Origin of the sequence: Spongiibacter marinus (assembly GCF_016906995.1) — a bacterium.
GTDB classification, from domain to species: domain Bacteria; phylum Pseudomonadota; class Gammaproteobacteria; order Pseudomonadales; family Spongiibacteraceae; genus Spongiibacter; species Spongiibacter marinus.
Genome location: NZ_JAFBBD010000001.1, coordinates 217,836 through 242,920 on the forward strand (window position 1 = coordinate 217,836; position 25,085 = coordinate 242,920).

Here is a 25,085-nt window from a genome sequence, read left to right on the forward strand (position 1 = left end):
GCCTACCAGTGCTGGCGGGCTATTTGCCCTGAACCATTGCCATGAAGGCCGCCATGGCTTTTTCAGACTCCGCATCCAGCTGCTGGCTGATGGGCATCTCTGCCATGCGCGCTTTCCACTCAGGCAGACCGGCCACTTCGGCGCAGATATCTCGCTGATACAAGGCGCCGCTAACCAGTTCAACAACGACCAGAGCGTAGCGCAATACAATATCCGCAGCCGTCATCTGCTCACCCATAACAAAGGGCTGAGGCGAAACCAGCGCCGACAGCGCCCGAACGCCCTTGTCGAGTGCCTCAGCAACCTCGGCGACAACGCTGTCATCGGCTTTTGCTGCCCCCAGCACCGCTGGCAGCAACCGGCGAGCAGGAAGCTCTAAATACAGCTCGATAATCTTCATTAACTCCCGACACTTCGCTCGCTGCCACTCGTCACTTGGGAGCAGCGGCTGGTCTGGGTAGCGCGCATCCAAGTACTCCACTATCACGCTGGTCTCTGCGAGGAAGCCCTGATCGGTTTCAATGCAAGGCACCTTGCCCAGTGGGCTCTTGCGCAGGTAGTCGGGCTCGGCACTCGGGTATACCGTGACCTCGTCAAAATCAATGCCCTTATGCAACAGGCTGTGCTTAACCATGTTGAAATAATTACTCACAGCAAACCCATAGAGCTTAAGCATGTTGTTCTCCAGATCGAGGTAATAAGCTCATCAGTATAGACACGCGACACAACAGAGTGAAAGCTGACAGGATGGTAAGTTGCTCACCGACAGGACTTTGGCTAAGGTTTCGCTTCCGTATTTTTTGGTGAACACCATGCCCGTTTCTCTGCCCATCGATATCGCCCTTGTGAAAGGCTTTCTCGCCGATGACGAAGCCGATGCCCTGTACCGCCACGGCTGCGAGCAAGCCCCGCGGGGCGCCCTGTTAGAAGTGGGCAGCTATTGCGGAAAATCTACTCTCTATCTTGCCAAGGCTTGCCAGGATAGCGCCCCAGAGAGCGGTGTTGTGTACGCCGTTGACCACCACATCGGCTCCGAAGAACACCAATTGGGGGAAATGTTTCACGACCCCGAGCTGTACAACGCCAACGACGCCCACTTCGACACCTTTGCAGAGTTTCGCCGAAATATCCGTCGCGCTAACTTTGAGCAGTGGGTGGTGCCGCTGGTTGCGCCCTCCGAAGTGTGTGCCAAGCATTGGCAAACCCCGTTAGCAATGGTCTTCATCGATGGTGGGCACAGTCTCGAGGCAGCCCTAAACGACTACCGGTGCTGGACAAGCCACATTCAACGCGGCGGCATTCTGGCTATTCACGACCTATTTCCCAACCCCGAAGAGGGCGGTCAAGCGCCTATTGCTATCTATCGCTTGGCACTTGCCTCCGGCTTATTTGAAGCGGTCGAGCGTGTGAATAGTCTGGGTATTTTGCGGCGCCTGTAAGCTACGACGGTGGGTCGATGTTTGCCCCCAAGCTCGCATTGACCCGAAACCAACCCGCAATGCTATGGCGCAGGCGCGCGGCGGGGAGCACTTCGTGGGGAACCGTCTCGCTGAGGAACACCACCAGGGTTCCCATCGTCGGCTTAACCGACGCCTCCACCTGACCGTCACCACTGTATATCAGCAGCTCACCGCCATCGGCAGAACCCCACTGCGGATTGAGATAGAACACCGTCGACAGTACGCGGTTGCTACGTCCGCGAAAAGCGTCGACATGTTTTTTGTAAAAACTACCCGGAGCGTAGCGCGCAAAATGGCACTCATAATCAAACAAGCCGAGAAAAAGCCGCCGATTGATACCGACGCGCAGCATTTCCATCCACGCCAAATACCCCGCCTCGCTCGGCTCGCTGTCAGAAAACCAGCGTATATGGTCGCTGCGCACAAAGTCGTCACGCTGATAGGCCTGCTGTCGCCCCACTCCCGCAGGGCGGAAGGCACTGTCATCCAGAGAAGCGACTCGCTGCTGCAACGGGCTCGCTAAGCGGCTGGGAAGCGCAGATTGAATAACCGCATAGCCGCGCTCCGACAGCGCCGCTGCCAGCTCATCAAACATCGCTTCGCGCGACTGCGCGCTGTCCAATGGCTCTGTTGCCACACCACCCCCAGAAAATAGCGGCTAGAAAGTCGCGGAGTGTAACCCGCGCCAGCCCTGCCAATACATCTTTTATTTGAGCTGCCGCAGCAGCAACAATAAATCAGGCAAAAACTGCAAGTAGCTGCCGTAATGCCACAGCTGCTCGCGCAGCGGCGGGCGCAGTTGGCGATGCACCTCGTCTAACAATCGGTGCAAGCGTTGCCGACGCCACATCCGGTTCATGCCACACTCAACAAAGGGCGCAGCTAGCGGTGTCAGCAGTAATACGCCCACCATCCCCGCCGCCGCACCACTGATAGAAACCCACGCAGGCACACCAACCCAACTCGACCACCAGGCGGCTAACCAGCCTTGATTGGCGATATATAAAGAGCTGGCTGCCGACGCCCCCAACAGAGACGCGCTGCCAAACAACACTTTGTCACTCAGGCCTCTGCCGGCAAGCCCCAGAGCGAGGAACACCAGCATATCGCGACTGCTATCCTGGCTTAGCCCCCATCGTGCGACGGCTTGCTTCAGGCGCCGCTCAGCCAACTCTGGCTGCAAGGGCGCCAGCTCGGACTGCAGCTGCGCGACCGCATTGGGGTCGTAATCTGGGTGAGACGCCAGCCGATTCATCAGCAGCGTTTGCAGCCCATTGAGGTCAATCACGTGGTCTGCCAACAGCTGGGCAACAGCCTGCTCTTTACCGGTAAGTGGCCTAACGCTGTGAGGTCTGCGGCGAACGATCCGCCACAGGCTGCGCGGCAGTGCCGCTAAATCCGCCGGAATATCTCGGCGGTGCTGCCAGTGACGGCGCACAACGGCGGGCAAGGCCCTGAACTCGCGACGGTACACGTCATCCAGCCGCTCATGCGCTTGCAGGAAGTGCCGGTCGATATCCTCGGCCAGCTCGCTCGCCCACTGCTCCACAGCCCGCGAAGACTCCCGGCTAGAGCTCACCGCGGTCACCTGCGCTCACTAGGCCCGAGCATTTTTCAAAAATGCCTTGTAAGCTACTGACCATGCAAACAAAATACTCCTATTAACACAGCAAGCGGCCACCGCCATGTCAGAACACACCGAATACGTGAAATGGTTTAGAAATTCCGCACCGTATATCAACGCCCACCGTGGAAAAACCTTTGTACTGATGCTCGGCGGCGAGGCGATAGCCGATGCCAATTTTGCAAATATTGTGCACGATATCGCTTTGCTAAACAGCCTTGGGGTGCGGCTGGTGCTCGTACACGGCGCCAGACCTCAGATAGAACAGCGCGTCAGCGACGCAGGCCTGTCCAGCCAATTCCACAATGACTTACGCATTACTGACGAACAAGAGCTGCGCTGCGTAACCGATGCCGCCGGCTCACTGCGCGCCCATATCGAAGCCCTGCTGTCGATGGGCGTTGCCAACTCGCCCATGCACGGGGCGGCCATTCGCGTTTGCTCAGGCAACTTTGTCACAGCCCGCCCGATGGGCGTGATCGACGGTGTCGACTTTAAGCACACCGGTGTGGTCCGCAAGGTCGATGCCAGCGCACTCCGCCAGCAGCTGGATCAGCAGGCCATCGTATTGTTGTCGCCACTCGGCTATTCGCCAACGGGAGAAATCTTCAACCTGAGCGCCGAAGACGTCGCCGTTCATACCGCCGCGACCCTAAAAGCCGACAAGCTGATTTTGCTCACTGGCGCCGCAGGTTTATTAGACAGCGAACAGCGCCTGATCCGCCAGTGCGAATACCGTGATGTCGATGCCGAGCTGCAACGACAGCCCACCTTGGGAAGAGACAGTATCGTGCAAGCAGTTGTTGACGCCGGAGACCTTGGCATTGATCGCTGCCACATGGTGTCGTATTCCGAGGACGGCGCCCTATTGCAAGAGCTCTTTACTCGCGACGGCGCGGGTACGCTGGTAACCCAGGAGCATTACGAGCAACTCCACACCGCCAGCATTGACGACATCGGTGGCATCTTAGCGATAATTGAGCCGCTGGAGGCGAGGGGCGTATTGCTGAAACGCTCGCGCGAGTTGTTGGAAAATGAAATCGGTCATTTCAAGATTTTGGTTCGCGATGGCATGGTCATCGCCTGCGCAGCACTTTACCCTTACGCCGAATCCGGCGCCGGGGAAATAGCCTGCGTCGCCACGCATCCCGACTACCGCGGCGCCGATCGCGCCGAGCGACTGCTGGCCCAACTTGAGCGGGAAGCCCGGCAACAGGGGCTAAACCAGGTTTTTGTACTAACCACGCAAACCGCTCATTGGTTTCAAGAGCAGGGCTATGTGCAATGCCCCTTTACCGAATTGCCCGAAGCCAAACAGAAACTCTACAACTTTCAACGCAACTCAAAAGCGTTTATCAAAGCACTTTAACGGGGAAGGTAGTTAGATAATGCGAATTCCCCGAATCTATACCTCGCAAGCCCTAAGCAATGGCCAGCAGCTTGAGTTGGAGGAGCGCGCAGCACACTACCTGCTGCAGGTGCTGCGCATGAAAGTGGGCCGCTCTGTGCGCCTGTTTAACGGCGACGGCAACGACTATCTGGCCACTATTTCCGACGCCAACCGGCGCCAGTTGTGGTGCTCAGTCACCGATGTCGACAGCTCGCAGGACTGCGAGTCACCGCTGCGAATCGAGCTGGGCATTGGCCTCTCGAAGGGCGACCGCATGGACTGGGTTGTTCAGAAAGCGACTGAACTGGGCGTTGCGCGGATAGTGCCCTTGCGCAGCGAAAGGGTCGATGTGAAGCTCAATGCCGAGCGCGAAGAAAAGAAATGGCGGCATTGGCAGCAAGTCATGATCAGCGCCTGCGAACAATCTGGCCGCACTCAACTGGTAGATGTCGCCGCCCCTCAGGAACTTGAGCACTGGATCGATAGCTGCCGCGCCGATTACAGAGCGGTGCTCAGCCCTCACCACAGCGACGGCGTCGCTCCATCCGCGGCCCCAAAAAGTGTTGCCTTACTGGTGGGCCCCGAAGGCGGGCTCACTGACGATGAGGTTACCCGCAGCATCGACCTGGGCTTTAACTGCATGGCCCTGGGGCCGAGAATTCTGCGCACCGAAACGGCGCCACTGGCGGCAATCAGTGTTCTTCAGGCGCGCTGGGGAGATTTTACCTAGCGATCACTCCGCCTGCTCTGCAGGGGAGAGTTCGGTGAGTATTTTTTCCTCAAGTACGTCAATGTCCGGTATCAACAAGCGTTGGCCATGCACTTCAACGTCGGCAAAAATCGCCGGCTGATCCTCGCAGTGGTCCAAGGTTTTAACATCGCCGGCGTGAACACTTAACAAGTGGGGCACTGACGACAGCAAGATCGCGTAGTGCGGCAGGCGCTCGCGGTCGTTTAGTCCGGCCATCACCGCCACTTGCCGGATCGCTGGCTCCGCAGGCAATTCACCGTCGCGCAAGCCTTCAAAGCACACCAGTGGAATCTCGCGCTGGCGCCAGCGCAACATCCCCAAGATGAAGGTCGATGACATGGCAGAGCTCAACTGTCGCGCACTGGCAACCTCCACCACGCAGCTATTCGGTAGCAGCAGCCCGCCACCGGAGATGGGCATGATCAGGTTCGCCAAGGAGGCATCAGGTAAGGCATACATCATTCCGCGTCCACCTTAGACATAACTTCCTCAATCGCTTTTAGCAGCTGTATTTCCTGATAAGGTTTACCCAGGAAGCGCGTGACACCCAGGCCTGACGCTCGCTGGCGGTGTTTCTGGCCGGTTCGCGAGCTAATCATAATAATGGCAATGTCCTTGAAGCGCGGCGAGCTCTGCAGGCGGCTAGCCACCTCAAAACCGTCCATCCTCGGCATCTCTATATCCAGCAATATGACATCCGGCAGCGCATCCATTTCCTGTAACTGGTTGACGGCTTCCAGCCCATCGCGCGCCAGTGTGACCTTCATCTGCTGGCGCTCAAGCAAGCGCGACGTGACCTTGCGCACAGTCACCGAATCGTCGACAACCATGACATGTTTGACGGGAACGTCACTGCTCGGCAACTGCCCCTGCATTTCGGAACCACTCAAGCGCCGCGTTGCGTCGGCGCGGATACTGGCCAGCATATCCAAAATCACCACCACACTGCCGTCACCCAGCACCGTGGCGCCAGACAATCCCGGCACGGCGGCAAACTGCGGCCCCAGTGATTTCACCACTACTTCCCGCGAGCCCATCAATGAGTCGACCTGCACTGCGGTGGCCGGCTCGGCATTGCGAATCAGCAGTACAGGTTTCGGCTCCAACTGGCCCTCTAGGTGGGGGGCAGACACGCCCATCAACTGCCCCATATAGCGCAGCTTGTATTGCTGGCCGGCATACTCAAAATCCGGGCCACCGTCTTCGTAGTAAACCTCCAGCTCATAAGGGCTGACGCGCACGATGCCTTCGATGTTGTTCAGCGGTACGGCATAGACCTCGCCCCCGACACTGACCATGAGAGCGCGGTTAACGGACACCGTAAACGGTAGGCGAATTTCAAAGCGGCTGCCCTGGCCTTGCGAGGTGCTCACCTCGATGGAACCGCCGAGCTGCTTGATCTCGCTGTGCACCACATCCATACCCACGCCGCGGCCGGAGATCTGCGTAACATTGTCTGCTGTGGAAAAGCCTGCATGGAAAATAAAATCGAGTAACTGACGCTCGCTAAGTTCAGCCCCCGCTGCAACCAAGTGCATACGCTCAGCCTTGGCCCGAACCGCGGCCAAATCAATACCCGCGCCATCGTCGCTAATCGTAATCACGACATCACCGCCCTGGCGGTCAAAGCGCATCGACAGTTCACCCTGAGCAGGCTTACCGCTTTGCTGGCGCTGTTCCGCCGACTCTATGCCATGGTCAATGGCGTTTCGCAGCATGTGTTCCAGCGCGGGAATAATCCGCTCTAACACCCTGCGGTCCATTTCGCCTTCGGCGTTGTAAACCTTGAAGTCGACGTCTTTATTCAGCTCGCCACAGAGCTGGCGAACGCCGCGCCGCAAACGCGGAACCATGCGAGAGAAATGCACCATCTGCGAGTGCATCAGGCCTTCTTGAAGCTCGGTATTTACTCGCGACTGCTGCAATAGCAAGGTTTCCATATCGCGACTTTTATCGACGACCGTATTGCGCAAATCGACCAAATCCGATGCCGACTCCAACAGTGCTCGCGACAGCTGTTGCAGCTGTGAGTAGCGGTCGAACTCCAATGGATCGAAGCCCTCAGCCCCCTCACTCTCCATTTGCTCCTGGCGGTGAATAATTTGCGCTTCGGTTTCCATGTCCAGCCGGCGCACCTGCTCCTGCAAGCGCTCAACGGTCATTTCCATTTCTTCCAGCGAGAAATGAACTTCACTCACCTGCTCTTCGATACGACCACGAGCAATCGAGGTTTCACCGGCGAGGTTGATCAGGCGCTCCAACAACTCAGAAGGTACTTTGATCATCTCCTGCGGGCCGCGTGCCTGTATAGCTGACCACTGCGGCGCCGTGCCTTCAGCAGGTTTAGGAGCCACTTCCTCCGACGCCGGTGGGACCTCTAAGGTCACAACCGGTTCTGCGGGGGTTGGGGCGGCTACCTCGGTGTCCAAACCGTCGAGCATTGCTACCAGTTTGTCTTGCGCCTGCTGAACAACCGGCAGCAAGTCCGCCAACGACGCTTCGCCTTTGGCGAGGGATTCGGAGATTTCGGTTTCCATCTGGTGGGCGAAATCACCCATCGCCGTTAGCCCAGTAAGGCGCGCACCGCCCTTAAAGGTGTGCAAATAACGCTGCACATCGTCTAGGTAGCGGGGATTGTCGCGATCTTCATCCCAACTGTGCAGGGCATTGTCCAAGCCCTCCAGTAAGTCCCTCGCCTCTTCCATAAAGATTTCGAGAATATCCGGGTCGATATCCTCAATATCGGCCGCGGGCAATGGCGCTGCCATCGCGGTACTGTCTTCAGACAACTCAGCCGATGCCGGAGTAGCGGCAAGAGCAGCGGCGGGCGTTTCGACAAGCGCCGAGGCGTCGAAGTCGCGCAGCTGCTCAAGCAGCTCTGCATTCACCTCGGCACTGTTTTCCGCAGCAATTTGATTCAAGTCGTCCATCAATTGGTCGAGGGCACGCTCGGTCAACTGCAAGAACTCGGCCGGTAATGGGTCGCGACCATGGCTGAGCAATACCTGCAGGGCCTGCGCTATTTCGGCGGTGCTTTCACTGCCAATATCCTCTGCGCGCTGGGCGAACTGCCCCATTATCGGCGCGTACTCCTGCATGACCGAGGCAGTTATCGGCTGACCGGCATCGCGAATTTTATCGATCAAACCCTGGATATGATCGCCAAAGGTGAGCAAAAACTGATTTAGCGCATCGGGGGCTATTTGACCGGCTTGTCGCTGGGCCTCGGCGGTTTCCGCCTGCGCCATCAAGCTGATTTCGGCCTGCTGAATACGTTCGCGCAGCGCCGATGATGCCTCCAAACTGGAAGCCGGGCTGTGGCGCAGACGCTGCACTAGCTTGCGCGTTTCCGCCAGCACATCAGCGACCAACTGTATGAACGCTTCATCCACCGCGATGCGCATCGAGCGGGCTTCTTTTACCAGCCCTTCCAGCGGCGTAATAATACTGGCCACCGCCCATATTTCGGCCATTTTCGACGAGCCCTTCAAGGTATGTAGGGCGCGCTGCAACTCATCGCTGAGATGAACGGGATAGCTGTAAACACCTTGAAGAAACTGCTCAACCTGGCGCAGGTGAACTTCCGCCTCGCCGATAAACACGGCGGTTAGCTCGGCTTGTTCTCCGTCGCTGGCCGCAGGCGCCGGCGCACTCAGCTCCGGACTTTGCTCCTTTGCCAACAACTCAGCGTCGGCAAGTAAATCGCGCAACTGCGACGGTGGTAAGGCCCTTTTATGAGACAGCTCTTCGATCAGCTCGGGGAGTATTTGAGCCGCTCGTTCAACCACACCAAGGCGCAGCGGGTCCATCGTGAAGTAACCGTCGACAACCTTGTTGAGCATGTTCTCAATCGCCCAAGCAAAGTCGCCGCACTGCTCCGCCCCCGCCATTCGCCCACTACCTTTCAGGGTGTGGAAGGCTCGGCGCACGTCCGCTAACAGTGACGGCGATGACAGGCCATCGCGCCAGCGAGGTAACTTCTCGCCCAGGCTTGCCTGAACATCTCCAGCTTCCTCGATGAAGATATCGAGCACATCGGGATCCAGAGCCAGCTCTTCTGAGGTGGCGACGGGATCGACAAACTCTTCGCTCTCGTCCTCAGCTAAGGATGCCTCATCAGCCGCCTTAACCGGCATGGCAACGATATTATCTGGCGCGCTTTGGTCGACGGGATAGCCCAGCCTTGCCACACACTCCGCAGCGACCCGAATCAGCCCTTGGTCTTCTACCCTCGGCCCGTCGGCACTGCGCTCCAGGTAGTAATCGACGGAGGTCATTGCATCGGCCAACGCGTCGAGCATCGGCCACTCTGGCACCTGTTCGGCGTCCACTAATTGCTCGCGAATATAATCCGCCGCCCGTCCCATCACCGCAGCGGCATCGGCGTGTTCGCTGGCCTGCAGCGCGAGCGCCAAATCGCTGATACGCTGTGGCAAGCCCTGCAAATAGTGATGCTGGCATTGTTCTGCCACATAGTTGACGAGGGCTTCCTGAATGTCTGCCAATTCGGCGCGCGCTGCACCAATCGTCGACTGCTGCTCACCACTCGCCGGCAGTTGGGGTGCAACAGGCTCTGGCTCAACATCGAGCTGTTCGGCCACTCTCGCAAGCACGCGGCTCAAGCTAAGCTGTGCACTCTCAACCCCGGATTCAATACCGGCAGCCGCGCTGCGCAGCGCATACAGGGGCTGGATTAAGCCCAATATCGCCATGGCGTCGGCAAAAACCTCGACCCGTTCATTTAAGCGACTGGCTTCAACGCCGCTATCCAGCTCTGCCGATAAATCCCGCAATGCCGCAACCAAGCGCGGCTGGGCGGTGGCGATAAACTGCTGCTGGCCCTCAAAAGAGGTGAGACCGGTGGGGAAACCCTGAGTCTTGCGAAGCCGGTTCAGCGCCTCGCTCTCGTTGGCACTGCACAGTGCGTAGAACACAATATCGTCGAGCAAGGCATGTCGCGACGCATCGGAGGGTGCGCCGTTGGCAAGGGTGCGAATTTCATGCCCCAAGCGGTGCAGGAAGTCGATGCGCACCGCACCCGCGGGGAGACGATCAGCCTGAATCGCTTCAATAAGTACACTCGCAGACTGCCACAGCAAATAGCTGGCCTGCTCACTCTGTAAGCGCGCAACGCGGCTACAGACTTTATGCAGATAGGCGAGATTTTTGTCGTCGTCGCCACCGTCGAGGTAGGCCTTAAGGGCAATTTGGTACATTTTGTGAAGCTTGGCCATTAACTCAGCCAAGTCATCGCGCTGCAGCGAGGGTTCCGCCGCGAGCTGTGTTTGCGAGGCCTCAAACAGCAGCCCCGAGGAAAGCAGGCGACCACCGCGCGCCGCGCGCAATTCGTTGAAAACGAGAATAAGATCGACCGGCAGTTCGCTGCGCGCATTGCGCAAAGAGTCGAAATATCGAGGTAACGCCTCACAGGCAACGGCAACTGCTTCCAGCAGGTCTCCGCGCTGCGCCACCGGTACGTCGCGCTCTATCACTCCGGTTACGGCAGCTTCCATTTCTGCCAGCAACAGCGCGGCACCGCTGAACTCGATCATTTGCAGCGAGCCCTGCACTTGGTGCAGCTGACCGCTGAGTGGCTCAAGCGTTGCCGGCTCACTGCTGTGTAACGCAGAATCGCGAATCATCGCAGCACATTGCAGCAGTGTGGCTTTAAGCTCTTCGCTCAGCCACTCCAGCGCAATAAAATCTCGGCGGTCACTCATATCCGTCAGCCTTTGTTCCTATTTTTCACCGACAGCCCCTGTCGGCCAGCGCTCAGGGCTTATGCTATTGGTTCGGCAAGGTGAAACCGGCCACCGAGCTGCGCAGGTCGTCGGTCATGGTGGCCAACTCCCCAATCGAATTCGCTGTTTCGGTACTACCCGCTGAGGTTTGCGAAGTAATTTCTTGAATGATCTTCATCGTTGACGAGATTTGCCCCGCCGACTTCGCCTGATCGGCCGCTGCGTTTGAGATCGTTTCGATCAATTCCGCCAATTCCTGAGATACCGTTTCGATCTCTGTTAGTGCGGCACCCGCGTCCTGAGCAAGGCGTGCCCCCCGGACCACTTCCGAGGTGGTTTGCTCCATGGAAATAACCGCTTCATTGGTGTCGGACTGAATCGTTTTTACCAGGGCCTCAATCTGCTTTGTCGCACCCGACGAGCGCTCAGCAAGACGCTGAACTTCATCCGCGACCACCGCAAAACCACGACCCGCATCACCGGCCATCGAGGCTTGAATAGCAGCATTCAGTGCCAGGATATTGGTCTGATCGGCAATATCGTTGATCAGCGAGACGATGTCACCGATCTCCTGCGTCGACTCACCCAGTCGCTTGATACGCTTGGATGTCTCTTGAATCTGCTCACGGATATTGTCCATGCCTTTTATCGTGTTCTGTACGACTTCAGCACCGGTATTTGCGATCGCTACCGAGCGCTGGGCAACCGCAGCAGATTCACGGGCATTGCTAGATACTTTGTCGATCGTTACCGCCATTTCAGTGATGGCCGCCGAGGCACCGGCAATTTCGCGGGCCTGACTCTCTGAGGCCTCGGCCAAGTTCAGCGCGGTGGCCTGTGACCCCTGGGCCGCGAGCGACACCTCCTGCGCGGTTTCGTTAATCTGCGAAACCAAGACCCGCAACTGGTCGATGGTGTAGTTAATCGAGTCGGCAATCGCCCCGGTGAAGTCCTCGGTCACCGTTGCCGACGTTGTCAAATCACCGTCGGCCAAGTCAGCCAATTCATCAAGCAGGCGCAAGATTGCCGTTTGGTTTCGCTCGTTGGTTTCCGCCGTTGCCCGCAAGCGCTGCTGCGCAGTGCGGATGGAGTTCATACCCAAAAGGCCAAGTGCAATAACAACGACGCCCACAAAGCCAATCGCGGTAACCACCGACAGTGGGCGCTCTTCATCAAGCCGGCTAATGCGACTGGAAAGGTTACTGGTGACCTGCATAATCTCCGGAACATTTACGACAATCACGCCTGCCGCTTCTGCCGACTTCAGTAGCTCCGGAGACACTTGGAAAATTTCGTCCACCGAACCACTAATCATCTGAAAGTCCTGCCCGACCCGCATCAGCAGGTTGCGCGCATTTTTGTCGGCAACCGGGGCCACGCCGATCGCCTTATTGCCCGCCAGCATGCCGCGCAGTACCGTACCAAATTCATTGGCGTCGACCGTAAACTGCTCGGCTGCCGCGGTGGCCGCATCGGTGCCTTCCAACATGCGGTCTACGTTGCGCGCAATCCGCTCCAGTAGCAGCGACTGGCGCTGAGCAATGGCCACTTGGTTAGCCGAGGCATCGCTCTTGAGCATAATGCCTACAACTTTGTTGTAGGCATCTTGAAGCTGGGGAATGAGTTGGTTGAGGTTTGCAGCGACCTCGTAGAGGAAAACGATGCGCTCGCGGTTGCTAACGATGGTTTCTGCAGCACTGTCTACCTGTGCCCACAAGCGATTGAGCTGAGCAATGTCGCCGCCGAGCATGTCCGCCGGCGAGGGCAGGTCTTTGCTCCCCTCCACTAGTTCGCGACGCACCGCACCAAAATTCCGCTGCGCCCTGGCAAGCGTATCAAAGGAGGCGGTGTCACCCAGCGCGGCCTCGCGCGACGCATTGGCCAGCTGCTGCGCATAGAGGCGCATTTCACCCGTCAATTCCAAGTAGCGCTGATCGTAGCCGGCATCGCGCAGTATCACATAGGTGTTAAAGCCTGCCCCGATAAACCCAACCAGCATCAATGCGACAATAACACTGGCCGCACGCCCCGTTTTTAGCTTAGCGGCATCGCCTTTTCTTGCTGCTTTCATTTGCCCCGACTCCAGGATATTTCCATGTTTTTCTTGTCGTTGTCGCGCCTATACGGCGACGTCGTAGAAGTCTCTGACTTCCATCAGTTTTAGTGGTCTGAATAGCGCCCATTCCCGGCTGCCCTGCCGATAAACACCGTCGCTGAAGCGCTGCATTGGCGGCAAAATACTGCCGAGCTCTTCACTGAATGCATCCGCGTGAAAATGCTGCATACCGAAAACGTCATCCACGACCAGGCCGGTATAGATCTCGCCGCGCTCAAGCACCAATACGCGGCGCTGACCACTGGCCGTTGCGGATGTGTCATCAAGGAATTGTGCGAGATCCAGCAGCGGCAACAGACGTCCCCGCACATTGGCAACGCCTTTGATCCAGCTTTTCACACCCGGAAGCCGAGTTGCCGGAGGCTCGCTGAGGACTTCAACAATTTCGCCCATAGGCACCACACAGTACTGGGAACCAATAGCGAAACCGATACCGCTCCACAGGGATTCTTGGCTGTCGGTTTGTTCGACAACGTCGCCGTCGGCACGGCGACTGCGACGGGCCAGCTCACTTAGATAACGAAAGGCGCTCTGCGCTTCGGTCATGGTGACGGGCTACCTTAATTCAGAACTGACTCAATCGTTTTGATCAACAGCTTGCCGTCTACCGGCTTAGTCAGGTAGCCCTTCGCCCCCTGACGCTGCCCCCAGAGGCGATCCGTTTCTTGATCTTTCGTGGTAACAATAATCACCGGTACGCTGCTGGTATCAGGGTCCCGGCTGAGCTGACGTGTTGCCTGAAAGCCATTGAGGCCCGGCATCACTATATCCATCAGTACAACGTCGGGGTTTTCCGCTCGCACCAGCTCAATGCCCCGCTCGCCACTCTCTGCAGTAATCACGTCGTAGCCGTTTTTACTGAGAATTTGGCGAATCTTCACAATTTCTGTGGGCGAATCATCAACGATCAATACACGTGGCATTACATCCCTCTCGCAGTAGCACCCCTGTTTTGTAGATTCAGGGGTTTATAGCAGGCCTTTCTGTGCGGCCCTTTTATGTGGTTTATATTTATTATCAGTTTGATACGTGTGCCTGAATGGCATCGAGTAATTCATTCTTACTGAAGGGCTTGGTCAGATACTGATCCGACCCAACGATACGGCCTTTCGCTTTGTCGAACAAGCCGTCCTTACTTGAGAGCATGATCACCGGCGTCGACTTAAACTCGCTGTTGTTCTTGATCAAGGCACAGGTTTGGTAACCATCGAGCCGAGGCATCATGATATCGACAAAAATAATATCGGGCTTGGTATCGGCGATTTTTGCCAGCGCATCAAAGCCATCTATTGCCGTCACCACGGTGCAGCCCGCCTTGGCGAGCAAAGTCTCCGTCGTTCTGCGAATGGTTTTACTGTCATCGATGATCATGACCTTCAGGTCAGAAAAATTGGCTTCCATAAACTCACAACCTTATTCTGTGCCAATCCGATAGCGTCGCGACGGTGCGTCGCAACCTATTTTCAGAGCGAAATTTTTACCACGGAATGCTCGCACCCGCCATCATCTTAATTATGTAAAAGCGCCCACTGGCAGGCGGCTTTACCGCAACACCAATTGCCGTAAGCACGGGGAATACGGTATTTTAGTTGAGCGATGAGAGCATGCTCCACAAAAGAGCATAGCGCGTTTACCCGTAGATAGCGCCTCCCTCATGAAGGCCCCTACCCAAATACCTCGCCATCATCGCAAGGCCTTCGGGTCGCGTCCCCATATTCATTAAGGGTTTGGGAGCTGTCTCACATATTTGCCACAGGTGATTAAATGACGATTCGCTTAGGCGTGGTCATGGACCCGATCGAACAGGTCAACTACAAAAAAGACTCCACTCTCGCCATGCTGTGGGCCGCCGACGAGCGCGGCTGGCATATCGATTACATGACGCTGAGCGACCTGTATATCACCGCAGGGGCTGCGCGCGCGCAGGTGCGCAAGATCACCCCATTCAAAAACCCCGACAACTTTTATCAGCTCGACGACGCCCAAGACATCGACCTTGGAGAACTTGACGTCATTTTGATGCGCAAGGACCCCCCATTCGATAACGAGTTTCTCTACGCCACTCACATACTGGAACTGGCCGAACGCCAGGGCGCCATGGTGGTGAACCGCCCCCAATCACTGCGTGATTGCAACGAAAAGCTGTTCGCACTGCAATTCCCCCAGTGCACACCGACCCAGCTGGTCAGCCGTGACCCCGCCCGCTTGCGCGCCTTCCACCGCGAACACGGCGACGTCGTCATGAAGCCACTCGACGGTATGGGCGGCAGCTCTATCTTTCGCCTGCGCCCCGACGATGCCAACGTTTCAGTGATCATTGAAACCCTCACGAACCACGGCCGCACCATGACCATGGCACAGCGCTACCTCCCCGAAATTAAAGAGGGAGATAAGCGCATCTTGCTGGTCGACGGCGAGGTGGTCGATTACTGCCTGGCGCGGATTCCCGCCGCCGGAGAGAGCCGCGGTAATTTGGCAGCAGGTGGCAGTGGGCGGGCACAGCCGCTCAGCGAACGCGACCGCTGGATAGCCGCCCAGGTCGCTCCGGTAGCACGCGAAAAGGGTCTTCTTTTTGTCGGCCTGGACGTTATTGGCGACTCGCTGACGGAAATCAATGTCACCAGCCCTACCTGTATCCGCGAAATCGATGCGCAGTTTGGCACCGACATTGGCGGCCAGCTCATGGATGCAATTTCGAATAAACTGGCAGCCAAGCGGGCCCGGTAATCCATGGCCGTCGCCTTCCCTATTCACGAAGAGCGTTCGGACTCGCCCGAGCGCCTCGGCTTTATTTTCTGTTTCGCAGCGGCGCTGCACGCAGCACTTATTTTGGGCATCAGCTTTTCTGCGCTGAGCAGTGACCCAAAACTCCCCAGCCTCGAGGTCACGCTCGCGCAATATCAAAGCGAAAATGCGCCGGAAAAGGCCGACTATATTGCCCAGCACGACCAATTAGGCAGCGGCAGCCTGAAGGACAAAGCAGAGCTTAGCAGCCGGATAGATAGCGCCTTCCACGATAATAGCGCGCCACCTGAACACGTTTTCAAACAAGCGAAGGCCCAGCAGGCCAGTGAAAATCGCGCCATTCTCCACAGTCGCAACGCCAGTGCGCAGCACATCACTACGGACCAAAACGCCGATAAGCGCCAGCCGCAGCCTCTCAATGGCGATGACGACATGACCGAGCTGAGCGAGAACATCGCGGCGCTCGAAGCCCAACTTGACCACCTAAACCAGGCCTATGCCAGCATGCCCAGGCCGAAATTTATCACCTCCGTCGCAACCCGCGGCTCACCCGACGCCTTGTATCTGGACCGCTGGGAGTCACATGTTGAGCATATTGGAAACCTGCACTACCCGGAAAGCGCCCGAAAACAAGGCCTGACTGGCGAGCTACGCATGCTGCTTATGCTTTTCCCTGACGGCCGTATCGATGAAGTGAGAATTATGCGTAGCTCTGGCCACCCGGAGCTCGACAAGGCGGCGAACCGAATCGTCAGACTTGCGGCCCCCTACGAAGCCATTCCCAAAGACGTACTCGATGGCAAAAATCGCCTGGGCATCGTTCGCACCTGGCGCTTCGAGCGCAACAGTCTGCGCGCGAACAGCCGCTAGCGCTTGAGATTGGCAAAAATTACCCCATACTAAAACTTACTGCGCTAACTGCTTGCCTCGGAGCTGTTATGGCTGAGCCCACCTTTTCGTCAATGCAGGATCACTTCCTTGTCGCCCTTCCCAACCTCGGCGAAGGCATTTTTGCCCATAGCCTGGTCTATCTCTGCGAGCACGACGAGAATGGTGCTATGGGCTTAATCGTCAACCGGCCGCTGGATATGGATGTTGAGGAAATTCTGGCCCAGCTCGACTTCGACGAACCCGGGCAACACCGCAAACAGCCCGTCTTTGCCGGCGGTCCCGTTCATACAGACCGCGGTTTTGTTTTGCATCGCCGCGACAAACAGCGCTGGGATGCCAGCCTTGAAATCAGCCCCAAACTGGCGCTTACCACCTCACTGGACATCCTCGACGCTATCGCACGTGGCAGCGGCCCCGCTGACACACTCATTGCCCTTGGCTATGCTGGCTGGGCGCCCGGCCAATTAGAGGAAGAGCTCGCCGACAATGCCTGGCTGTCACTACCCGCTGACGATAAAGTTATTTTCGATACGCCTGCCGATCAACGTGTCGATGCTGCACTGGCGAAACTCGGCATTAATTTCGCCCAGCTCGGCTCCGATAGCGGCCACGCCTGAAGAAGGCCCTTCGCTGCGCTACAATGCCGCCTCCCCAATAGAAAACTACCCTTATGAGTGCAGCACAACGTTATCTCGCCTTTGACTATGGACTCCGCTGGATTGGTTGCGCCGTGGGCCAAAGCCTCACCGGCAGCGCGTCAGCACTGAAGTCGCTGCGCGCCAAAGACGGCATTCCGCAATGGCATGAAATCGAGGCGCTACTGAAAGAATGGCAACCGCAAACCGTGGTCGTCGGGCTGCCGTTAAATATGGATGGTAGCGAGTCAGAAATGTGTCAGCGCGCGCGAAAGTTCGGCAACCGCATTCACGGTCGTTTTGGCGTTGCAGTCGACTTTGCTGACGAACGACTGTCCAGCTTCGAAGCCAAAGGGGAGCTGATTGAGCAGGCAGGCAATCAGGCTTTCAAAGACCGCGGCGTCGACGGACTTAGTGCTGCGATCATCTTGGAAAGCTGGATGCGGGAGCAGGGGCAAAATTAGTCCCCTGCAAACTAGCGGCGGCCAATGCCGCCCGGGGTGTCCTTTTCCACCTCTTGCATCGTCAAGTTACCCGCCGCACTGTGCATCTGGTCAACGTCGTTGTCGGCACCCAGCTTGATCAGCAGCCGCAGATCGTTCGCCGAATCCGCGTGAGCGATGGCATCCTGGTAAGTAATTTCACCCGCCACGTACAGGTCGTACAAGGCTTGATCAAAGGTTTGCATCCCCTGCTCGGTGGACTGGCGCATCAGGTCTTTCAGCGCGGCCACTTCGCCCTTGCGAATCAAGTCAGCAGCCAGGGGTGTATTAAGCAGTATTTCCACACAAGCGCGGCGGCTCTGTCCATCGCGGGTCGGCAGCAGCTGCTGCGCCACCATCGCCCGCAGGTTCAATGACAAATCCATCCATAGCTGACTGTGACGCTCTGGCGGAAAAAAATGCAAGATTCGGTCGAGTGCCTGGTTGGCGTTGTTTGCGTGCAGGGTGCAGAGACACAAATGCCCGGTTTCAGCAAAGGTGATGGCGTGCTCCATGGTTTCCCGCGAGCGCACCTCACCGATCATGATGACATCCGGCGCCTGGCGCAGCATATTCTTCAGCGCCACTTCAAAGGACTCCGTATCAATGCCCACCTCGCGCTGAGTAACGATACAACCACGGTGCTGATGCACAAATTCGATGGGGTCTTCCACGGTGATAATGTGGCCGCGCGAGTTTTCGTTGCGGTGACCGATCATCGATGCCAGCGACGTTGATTTACCCGTTCCCGTCGCACCGACAAAGATAATTAGCCCGCGCTTGGTCATCGCCAGATCCTTGATCGTATCCGGCAGCCCAAGCTCATCGGTGGTGGGAATGCGCGTTTCAATTCGGCGCAATACCATCCCCACCAGATTACGCTGGTAAAAGGCACTGACACGGAAGCGACCAATGCCCCGCGAACTGATGGCGAAGTTACACTCTCTATCGCGAACAAACTCGCGGCGCTGTTGCTCATTCATCACGCCCAGCACAACTTCCCGAGCCTGCTCGGGGCTCAGGGCATTACTGCTCATGGGAATCAGCTGGCCATTGAGCTTCACCGAAGGTGGCACCCCTGCCGAAATAAATAAGTCTGAAGCGCCTTTTTCCTGCATGATGCGCAGCAGCTTCTCGATTTCCACCCTACTCTCCTCGGCGCTCGCGCCCTCTTATTCTAAAAATTCTCGGGGAAGCGCGCTTTTAATTTAGCCGCATCGCGCGTGACCTGCCGCTTGGACAGCAGCTCTTTCAGGCACTGATCCATCGTCTGCATACCAACATTCGCCCCGGACTGGATGGCTGAATACATTTGCGCGACTTTGTCTTCACGAATCAAATTACGAATGGCGGGCGTGCCAATCATAATCTCATGGGCAGCAACCCGTCCGCCCTCCGGTTTCTTCAGCAGTGTTTGCGAGATAACTGCCTGCAGCGATTCGGAAAGCATGGAGCGCACCATAGACTTCTCTTCCCCAGGGAATACGTCGACAACCCGGTCAATGGTTTTTGCCGCAGAGGTGGTGTGCAGGGTCCCGAATACCAGGTGCCCGGTTTCAGCGGCCGTCAGTGCTAAACGAATGGTCTCCAAGTCGCGCAGCTCCCCCACCAGGATGATATCGGGGTCTTCACGCAGCGCCGAGCGCAGTGCCTCGTTAAAGCCGTGTGTGTCGCGATGCACCTCGCGCTGGTTCACCAGGCATTTCTTCGACTCGTGTACAAATTCTATGGGGTCTTCGATGGTGAGAATATGGTCAAACTTGTTGTCGTTGATATAGTCGATCATCGCCGCGAGTGTCGTCGACTTACCCGAACCCGTGGGGCCGGTCACCAACACCAGCCCGCGCGGCAACATGGATACGTCCTGAAAGACCTTGCCCATACCCAGGTCTTCTAGGGTCAGCACCTTCGACGGAATTGTACGAAATACCGCGCCAGCGCCGCGGTTGTGGTTAAAGGCATTTACCCTGAAGCGGGCAACACCGGGCACCTCAAAGGAGAAGTCGGTTTCGAGGAATTCTTCATAGTCACGCCGCTGGCGGTCGTTCATAATCTCGTAAATCAAGCTGTGAACTTCGCGGTGCTCCATGGGCGGCACATTGATGCGCCGCACATCGCCATCGACACGAATCATCGGCGGCAGGCCGGCAGACAAGTGTAAATCCGAGGCATTTTGCTTGGCGCTAAACGCCAGCAACTCTGTAATATCCATGATTCTCCTTAGTTACAGCAATGGGCAGGCTGCCGCTCTCTATTATTATGCGTAGTAGGATAATGCGTTACCGCAGCGCGCCAACACAATGCTTTTATTATGGCAGCACCCTATCAACCACAACGCGACGTGGAGCAAAAAATAGCGATGACTCACTCCCAGGTACTGTCTTCAAATATAGCATCCCTGCGAGCGCACATTGCTCAATGTGCCGCTGATGCGCGGCGCAATCCAGCAGAAATTACCCTGCTAGCGGTAAGCAAAACCCGCAATGCCGACGAAGTTGCCAACGCGGTGGCCAACGGCCTGGATAATATCGGCGAAAACTATCTACAAGAGGCCAGGGAAAAACAACAAGCACTGAGCCACCTCGATATCTGCTGGCACTTCATTGGCCCGATACAATCCAATAAAACCCGCGAGATCGCCGAACATTTCTCTTGGGTGCACAGTGTTGACCGACTCAAGATCGCCCGTCGACTCAGCGATCAGCGGCCAGCATCACTAGCCCCACTGAATATTTGCTTGCAGGTCAACATTAGCGAGGAAACCACAAAGTCGGGGGTATTACCCAGCGACGCACTGGATCTCGCCCGAGGCGTCGCTGCACTGCCGGGGCTTACACTCCGCGGCCTCATGGCCATCCCCGCCGCCAGCACCGACCTTGCCGAGCAGCGGCAAGCGTTTGCGCAACTTCGGCAACTTCGCGATCAAATCGCATCAGCGCTACCCGGGCTCACCCTCGACACGCTGTCGATGGGGATGTCCGGTGATATTGACGCCGCCATTCTCGAGGGCTCTACTCTGCTGCGCGTCGGCACCGCCATCTTTGGCCCGCGAACACCCGCCACGAATTAAGGCGCGCCCACATTCATCACGTAACCGAAGTTATTTGGAATGGGTCAAGGACATAAGTCGGGCTGAAAGTCAGCGCCAGCAGCGATAATTTAGTGAGTGTAAACAGCCCCTAACTTCAGCCCCCATTTGCAGCCTGATATACTCGCTGGCCTATTCGCCTTGCCAGCGCGGCAAGATAGCACCGGAGGTTCTCGTTGAGCACAGCAACAATCGGATTCATTGGCGGCGGCAATATGGCTGCCAGCATTATCGGCGGACTGCTCGCCAGTGGCATCGACGCTGAGAATATTCGCGCGGGCGACCCCAACGCCGACAGTCTGTCCAAGCTGTCAGCGCTGGGCAATATTCAAACCAGCCAAGACAACCACGCGATCATTCCCGGTTGTGATGTGATCGTTATGGCGGTCAAACCGCAACTTATGAAAACCGTTGCCAGCGAAATCAGCAAACTGGTGCAGCAACATCGCCCAATGGTCATCAGTATTGCAGCAGGCATCACCAGCGACAGCCTAAACCGTTGGCTTGGCGGCGATTTAGCAATCGTGCGCTGCATGCCCAACACCCCCGCTCTACTTCGCTGCGGCGCAACAGGGCTCTATGCCAATGATGCCGTCTCCGAGCAACAGCGCCAGTTGGCAGAAAAAATTATGCAGGCCACGGGCCTGGCGCTCTGGGTAGACAGCGAAGCGGATTTGGACGCCGTTACCGCGGTGTCTGGCAGTGGCCCGGCCTATTTCTTCCTGTTGATGGAAGCGATGCAAGCCAGCGGTGAAAAGCTGGGACTAAGCAGCGAACTAGCCGCTAAGCTCAGCCAGCAAACGGCCCTTGGTGCCGCCAGAATGGCACTGGAGGGCGATGTGGATGTCGCCGAGCTACGCCGCCGCGTCACCTCACCAAAGGGCACGACTGAGCGCGCGATCACTATTTTTGAAGACGGCGGCTTTCGCCAACTCGTCGACGCCGCACTCAGCGGTGCGGCCTTGCGGGCCGAAGAACTGGGCCGAGAGCTCGAAGGGGAATAAAACCAGCCATGTCAGCATTCAATGATATTTCCTATTTACTGCTTAACACGCTTATCAGCCTGACCCTGCTGGTATTTATGCTGCGGTTAATTTTGCAGCTGGTGCGGGCCGACTTTTACAACCCGATCTCTCAGGCCATTGTGAAACTCAGCAACCCGCTAGTGCTGCCCCTGCGCCGTTTACTGCCGCCGCTGGGCCGCATCGACAGCGCATCGTTGCTACTCGCCTTTGCGGTGCAGGCAATAGGCATTACGCTGCTGTGCAAAATTCTGTTCGGCGTATTCCCAAACCCTGCGCAAATTCTGCTCTGGTCAGTCATTGGCCTGTGCGCGATGGTTCTTAACCTGTATTTCTTCGCCATCATCGGCAGCATTATCCTTAGCTGGGTGGCTCAGGGTAGCTATAACCCCGGCGCGCAATTGCTCTACCAAATCACCGAGCCGGTTATGGCGCCGTTTCGCAAGTTAATACCACCACTCGGCGGACTCGACCTTTCACCAATACTGGTGTTTCTGAGTATTAATGTTTTGGAAGTTCTGCTCCGCCACATGGGGGCGTCTGTCGGCCTTCACCCCGCACTGGTAATGGGTTTGTAGCAGCCCAGTGGCAGACTTTTATTCCTGGCAGGACGATACGCTGATATTGCGCTGCCACGTGCAGCCGGGGGCCAGTCGCGAAGAGTTTGCCGGGCATCATGGCGAGCGCCTGAAGGTGCGATTGCGGGCAGCGGCGGTAGACGGCAAAGCCAATCGGGCACTTTGCGCCTTTCTCGCAGCCCAATTCGGGGTAAAAAAAGCCCAGGTCAGCCTGTCGTCAGGCGCGCAAAGTCGACAAAAAACCCTTAGAATTCAAACACCCGGCAAGCTGCCGGAAAATTTGCACATCACCGCCGTTAACAAGGGGTAATTCAGGAAGGTGACACACCAGCCAGAGCAACAAGACAGCGTCGGCATCGTCACGCCACAGACCCTGCATTTTGATCAGCCACTGGCGCTCTCCTGTGGTCGCAGCCTGCCCGAACACGATATCGTTTTTGAAACCTACGGCGAGCTAAATGCCGCGCGCAGCAATGCCATTCTGATCTGCCACGCACTCAGCGGCCATCATCACGCCGCGGGGCGACACCACCCTGATGAGCGTAAGCCCGGCTGGTGGGACAGCTGCATTGGGCCTGGAAAGCCAATCGACACCAATGTGTTCTTCGTACTCAGCATTAACAATATCGGCGGCTGCCACGGCTCCACCGGCCCCACCTCCACCAACCCGGAAACCGGAAAGCCCTGGGGGCCGGACTTCCCGCCTTTGCGCTGTCGCGACTGGGTGGAGAGCCAACGCCTGATGATGGCGCACTTTGGCATTGAGCAATGGGCCGCCATCATCGGTGGCAGTCTCGGCGGTATGCAGGCGATGCGCTGGGCACTGGAGTACCCCGATGCCATGCGCCACTGCGTCGTGATCGCCTCGGCAATGAAGCTGTCGGCGCAGAATATCGCCTTCAACGAGATCGCTCGCAATGCCATTTGCTCCGACCCCAACTTTCACCAGGGCCGCTATCTAGAGCACGACACGCTGCCCCGCCAGGGCCTGGCACTGGCCAGAATGATCGGCCACGTTACCTATTTGTCCGACGACGGCATGAAGGAAAAATTCGGCCGCGACCTCAAGGCCGGAGACCTGAAACTCGGCTCCCAAGGGCCCGTGGAGTTCCAGGTAGAAAGCTACCTGCGCCATCAGGGTTCGCGCTTTGCCGAAAGCTTCGACGCCAACACCTATTTATTGATGACGAAGGCTCTGGACTACTACGACTTGGCCCGCGAGTACGACGACGATCCAGTCGCGGCATTCAGCCACGCCAAGTGCCGATTTATGGTGATGTCATTTACCTCGGATTGGCGCTTTGCCCCGGACCGGTCGCGAGAAATCGTCGATGCCTTAGTCGCGGCGGGCAAATCCGTTAGCTATGCAGAAATTGAGGCGAATCACGGACACGATGCGTTTTTGATTCCCATCCCGCGCTATATGGCGGTATTCAACGCCTACATGAAACGTGTAGCGGAGGGCCTGTGATGCGCTTTGACCTGACCCTGATCCAGCCCTGGATCAAGCCCGGCGCCCGGGTCCTCGACCTGGGCTGCGGCGACGGCACACTGCTCAAAACCCTGGCTGAAGAGAAGCAAGTTTCCGGCTTGGGCCTGGAAATCGACCCCGATAATATTACCGAAGCGCTGAGCAAGGGCGTGGATGTTATCGAGCACGACCTCAACACCGGCCTGGGGAATTTTCGCGACGACAGCTTCGATGTTGTGGTGATGACGCTGGCCCTGCAAACGCTGCGCTATCCGCATCTCGTTATCGACGAAATGCTGCGGGTCGGCCGCGAGTGTATCGTCACTTTCCCGAACTTTGGCCACTGGCGCAGCCGTTGGCACCTCACGGGCCGCGGACGAATGCCGGTGAGTAAGTTTTTACCCTACACGTGGTACGACACGCCCAATATCCACTTTTGTACCGTGCGCGACTTTGAAGCCCTGTGCGAAGAAAAATTCATCCGCATTCTCAACAGCAGCGTAGTCAGCGGAGACAACACGCAAGGGGCCCTCGCCCAGCGCTTTCCCAATGTGCTCGGGGTGACGGCGGTCTACCATATTAGTAAATAAACCACTGCAAACGGCAAGGAAATGAACATGAGCGCAGCCCGCCAACTCGTAATGCTGATGATTGTAGGCCTGTGTGCATGGCCCAGCCTCGCCCAAGACGCCGCCGCGCCGGTGTCGCCGCCCACGTCGCAAACCTTCGGCGCTGACACCGTTTACTTCAATGTTCTCAACACGGGTTTTCTCACCCCTGAGGTTGCCCGAAGCTATGGCATTACGCGCGGCAAGGACAAATTCCTCGTCAATGTATCGGTTCGACATGCCAGCGATGGCACAAGCGAGCCTATCCGGGCCACAGTCAGTGGCAGCAGCTCAGACCTGATACACCGAACGCCGCTGAACTTTAGAGAAGTCATCGAGCAGGATGCTATTTATTACATCGCCGAGCTGTCCATTGATGGCAAACAGGAAACCCGCGATTTCCGCCTGCGCGTGAACACCGCCACTCGCCCCCAGCCCTACGATATTCAGTTCAATAAAACCCTGCATATAGAGAATTAAGGC

At 57.1% G+C, this 25,085-nt stretch carries 25 protein-coding genes; 14 read left to right on the forward strand and 11 right to left on the reverse strand.

What is annotated here, in order from left to right:
* Positions 1–19 precede the first annotated feature (19 nt).
* Positions 20–676: a glutathione S-transferase family protein gene (locus tag HNR64_RS01035; RefSeq protein WP_204994770.1), complete on the reverse strand. Its 657-nt coding sequence runs from the start codon at positions 674–676 to the stop codon at positions 20–22.
* Positions 677–812: 136 nt separating this feature from the next.
* Between HNR64_RS01035 and HNR64_RS01040 the strand changes: the two genes are divergently transcribed.
* Positions 813–1,439, forward strand: a complete 627-nt coding sequence (locus HNR64_RS01040; protein WP_027873251.1) for a class I SAM-dependent methyltransferase — start codon at positions 813–815, stop codon at positions 1,437–1,439.
* A gap of 1 nt (position 1,440) precedes the next feature.
* Here the strand turns inward: HNR64_RS01040 and HNR64_RS01045 are convergent, their stop codons facing one another.
* Both HNR64_RS01045 and HNR64_RS01050 read right to left on the reverse strand, forming a co-directional pair.
* Entirely contained in the window at positions 1,441–2,097 is a 657-nt protein-coding gene (locus tag HNR64_RS01045) for a 2OG-Fe(II) oxygenase (protein WP_288363741.1), read from the reverse strand.
* A 69-nt stretch (positions 2,098–2,166) separates the two neighbouring features.
* Positions 2,167–3,039 (reverse strand): hypothetical protein, encoded by an 873-nt coding sequence (locus tag HNR64_RS01050; RefSeq protein ID WP_204994771.1) that lies wholly within the window; start codon positions 3,037–3,039, stop codon positions 2,167–2,169.
* Between the two features lie 106 nt (positions 3,040–3,145).
* Here HNR64_RS01050 and argA point away from each other — a divergent pair, with 106 nt between their 5' ends.
* Together argA and HNR64_RS01060 are read left to right on the forward strand one after the other, a co-directional pair.
* Positions 3,146–4,453: an amino-acid N-acetyltransferase gene (argA, locus tag HNR64_RS01055; RefSeq protein WP_204994772.1), complete on the forward strand. Its 1,308-nt coding sequence runs from the start codon at positions 3,146–3,148 to the stop codon at positions 4,451–4,453.
* Positions 4,454–4,472: 19 nt separating this feature from the next.
* Positions 4,473–5,204 carry a 16S rRNA (uracil(1498)-N(3))-methyltransferase gene (locus HNR64_RS01060; protein WP_204994773.1) on the forward strand — a complete coding sequence of 244 codons (732 nt, stop codon included), beginning with the start codon at positions 4,473–4,475 and terminating at the stop codon, positions 5,202–5,204.
* Positions 5,205–5,207: 3 nt separating this feature from the next.
* On the opposite strand, the gene HNR64_RS01065 is transcribed toward HNR64_RS01060, so the two are convergent.
* From HNR64_RS01065 to pilG, 6 genes are all read right to left on the reverse strand, one after another.
* On the reverse strand, positions 5,208–5,687 hold the full coding sequence (locus HNR64_RS01065; RefSeq protein WP_204994774.1) for a CheW domain-containing protein: 480 nt from the start codon (positions 5,685–5,687) through the stop codon (positions 5,208–5,210).
* Entirely contained in the window at positions 5,684–10,945 is a 5,262-nt protein-coding gene (locus HNR64_RS01070; protein WP_204994775.1) for a hybrid sensor histidine kinase/response regulator, read from the reverse strand. The genes HNR64_RS01065 and HNR64_RS01070 overlap by 4 nt, the downstream gene beginning before the upstream one ends.
* Positions 10,946–11,009: 64 nt before the next feature.
* A complete protein-coding gene (locus HNR64_RS01075) occupies positions 11,010–13,037 on the reverse strand; it encodes a methyl-accepting chemotaxis protein (protein WP_027873257.1) in 2,028 nt (675 codons plus the stop codon).
* Positions 13,038–13,085: 48 nt separating this feature from the next.
* Entirely contained in the window at positions 13,086–13,628 is a 543-nt protein-coding gene (locus HNR64_RS01080) for a chemotaxis protein CheW (RefSeq protein ID WP_204994776.1), read from the reverse strand.
* A gap of 14 nt (positions 13,629–13,642) precedes the next feature.
* Positions 13,643–14,005, reverse strand: a complete 363-nt coding sequence (locus HNR64_RS01085) for a response regulator (protein ID WP_204994777.1) — start codon at positions 14,003–14,005, stop codon at positions 13,643–13,645.
* Between the two features lie 94 nt (positions 14,006–14,099).
* Positions 14,100–14,483: a twitching motility response regulator PilG gene (gene pilG, locus HNR64_RS01090; protein WP_027873260.1), complete on the reverse strand. Its 384-nt coding sequence runs from the start codon at positions 14,481–14,483 to the stop codon at positions 14,100–14,102.
* A 363-nt stretch (positions 14,484–14,846) separates the two neighbouring features.
* Between pilG and gshB the strand changes: the two genes are divergently transcribed.
* The 4 genes from gshB to ruvX all read left to right on the forward strand — a co-directional run bounded on the left by gshB (position 14,847) and on the right by ruvX (position 17,817).
* Complete coding sequence (gene gshB, locus HNR64_RS01095; RefSeq protein ID WP_204994778.1) at positions 14,847–15,809, forward strand: glutathione synthase; 963 nt, start codon at positions 14,847–14,849, stop codon at positions 15,807–15,809.
* A gap of 3 nt (positions 15,810–15,812) precedes the next feature.
* On the forward strand, positions 15,813–16,697 hold the full coding sequence (locus HNR64_RS01100; RefSeq protein ID WP_204994779.1) for an energy transducer TonB: 885 nt from the start codon (positions 15,813–15,815) through the stop codon (positions 16,695–16,697).
* A 68-nt stretch (positions 16,698–16,765) separates the two neighbouring features.
* Positions 16,766–17,335: a YqgE/AlgH family protein gene (locus tag HNR64_RS01105; protein WP_204994780.1), complete on the forward strand. Its 570-nt coding sequence runs from the start codon at positions 16,766–16,768 to the stop codon at positions 17,333–17,335.
* A gap of 53 nt (positions 17,336–17,388) precedes the next feature.
* On the forward strand, positions 17,389–17,817 hold the full coding sequence (gene ruvX / locus HNR64_RS01110; RefSeq protein WP_204994781.1) for a Holliday junction resolvase RuvX: 429 nt from the start codon (positions 17,389–17,391) through the stop codon (positions 17,815–17,817).
* 11 nt (positions 17,818–17,828) lie between these two features.
* On the opposite strand, the gene HNR64_RS01115 is transcribed toward ruvX, so the two are convergent.
* On the reverse strand, positions 17,829–18,953 hold the full coding sequence (locus HNR64_RS01115; protein WP_239547484.1) for a PilT/PilU family type 4a pilus ATPase: 1,125 nt from the start codon (positions 18,951–18,953) through the stop codon (positions 17,829–17,831).
* A gap of 59 nt (positions 18,954–19,012) precedes the next feature.
* The gene (locus tag HNR64_RS01120) at positions 19,013–20,047 is read right to left on the reverse strand and encodes a type IV pilus twitching motility protein PilT (RefSeq protein ID WP_027873266.1); all 1,035 of its coding nucleotides are present in this window, start codon (positions 20,045–20,047) and stop codon (positions 19,013–19,015) included.
* Between the two features lie 99 nt (positions 20,048–20,146).
* Between HNR64_RS01120 and HNR64_RS01125 the strand changes: the two genes are divergently transcribed.
* The 7 genes from HNR64_RS01125 to HNR64_RS01155 all read left to right on the forward strand — a co-directional run bounded on the left by HNR64_RS01125 (position 20,147) and on the right by HNR64_RS01155 (position 25,082).
* Entirely contained in the window at positions 20,147–20,905 is a 759-nt protein-coding gene (locus tag HNR64_RS01125; protein ID WP_275587285.1) for a YggS family pyridoxal phosphate-dependent enzyme, read from the forward strand.
* 194 nt (positions 20,906–21,099) lie between these two features.
* On the forward strand, positions 21,100–21,927 hold the full coding sequence (gene proC, locus HNR64_RS01130; RefSeq protein ID WP_204994783.1) for a pyrroline-5-carboxylate reductase: 828 nt from the start codon (positions 21,100–21,102) through the stop codon (positions 21,925–21,927).
* Positions 21,928–21,935: 8 nt separating this feature from the next.
* Complete coding sequence (locus HNR64_RS01135; RefSeq protein WP_204994784.1) at positions 21,936–22,523, forward strand: YggT family protein; 588 nt, start codon at positions 21,936–21,938, stop codon at positions 22,521–22,523.
* Between the two features lie 7 nt (positions 22,524–22,530).
* Complete coding sequence (locus HNR64_RS01140) at positions 22,531–22,833, forward strand: DUF167 domain-containing protein (RefSeq protein WP_204994785.1); 303 nt, start codon at positions 22,531–22,533, stop codon at positions 22,831–22,833.
* Positions 22,834–22,842: 9 nt separating this feature from the next.
* A complete protein-coding gene (gene metX / locus HNR64_RS01145) occupies positions 22,843–23,994 on the forward strand; it encodes a homoserine O-succinyltransferase MetX (protein ID WP_204994786.1) in 1,152 nt (383 codons plus the stop codon).
* The gene (gene metW, locus HNR64_RS01150) at positions 23,994–24,584 is read left to right on the forward strand and encodes a methionine biosynthesis protein MetW (RefSeq protein ID WP_204995023.1); all 591 of its coding nucleotides are present in this window, start codon (positions 23,994–23,996) and stop codon (positions 24,582–24,584) included. Before metX ends, metW begins: the two co-directional genes overlap by 1 nt.
* Positions 24,585–24,611: 27 nt before the next feature.
* A complete protein-coding gene (locus HNR64_RS01155; RefSeq protein ID WP_204994787.1) occupies positions 24,612–25,082 on the forward strand; it encodes a DUF4426 domain-containing protein in 471 nt (156 codons plus the stop codon).
* Positions 25,083–25,085 lie beyond the last annotated feature (3 nt).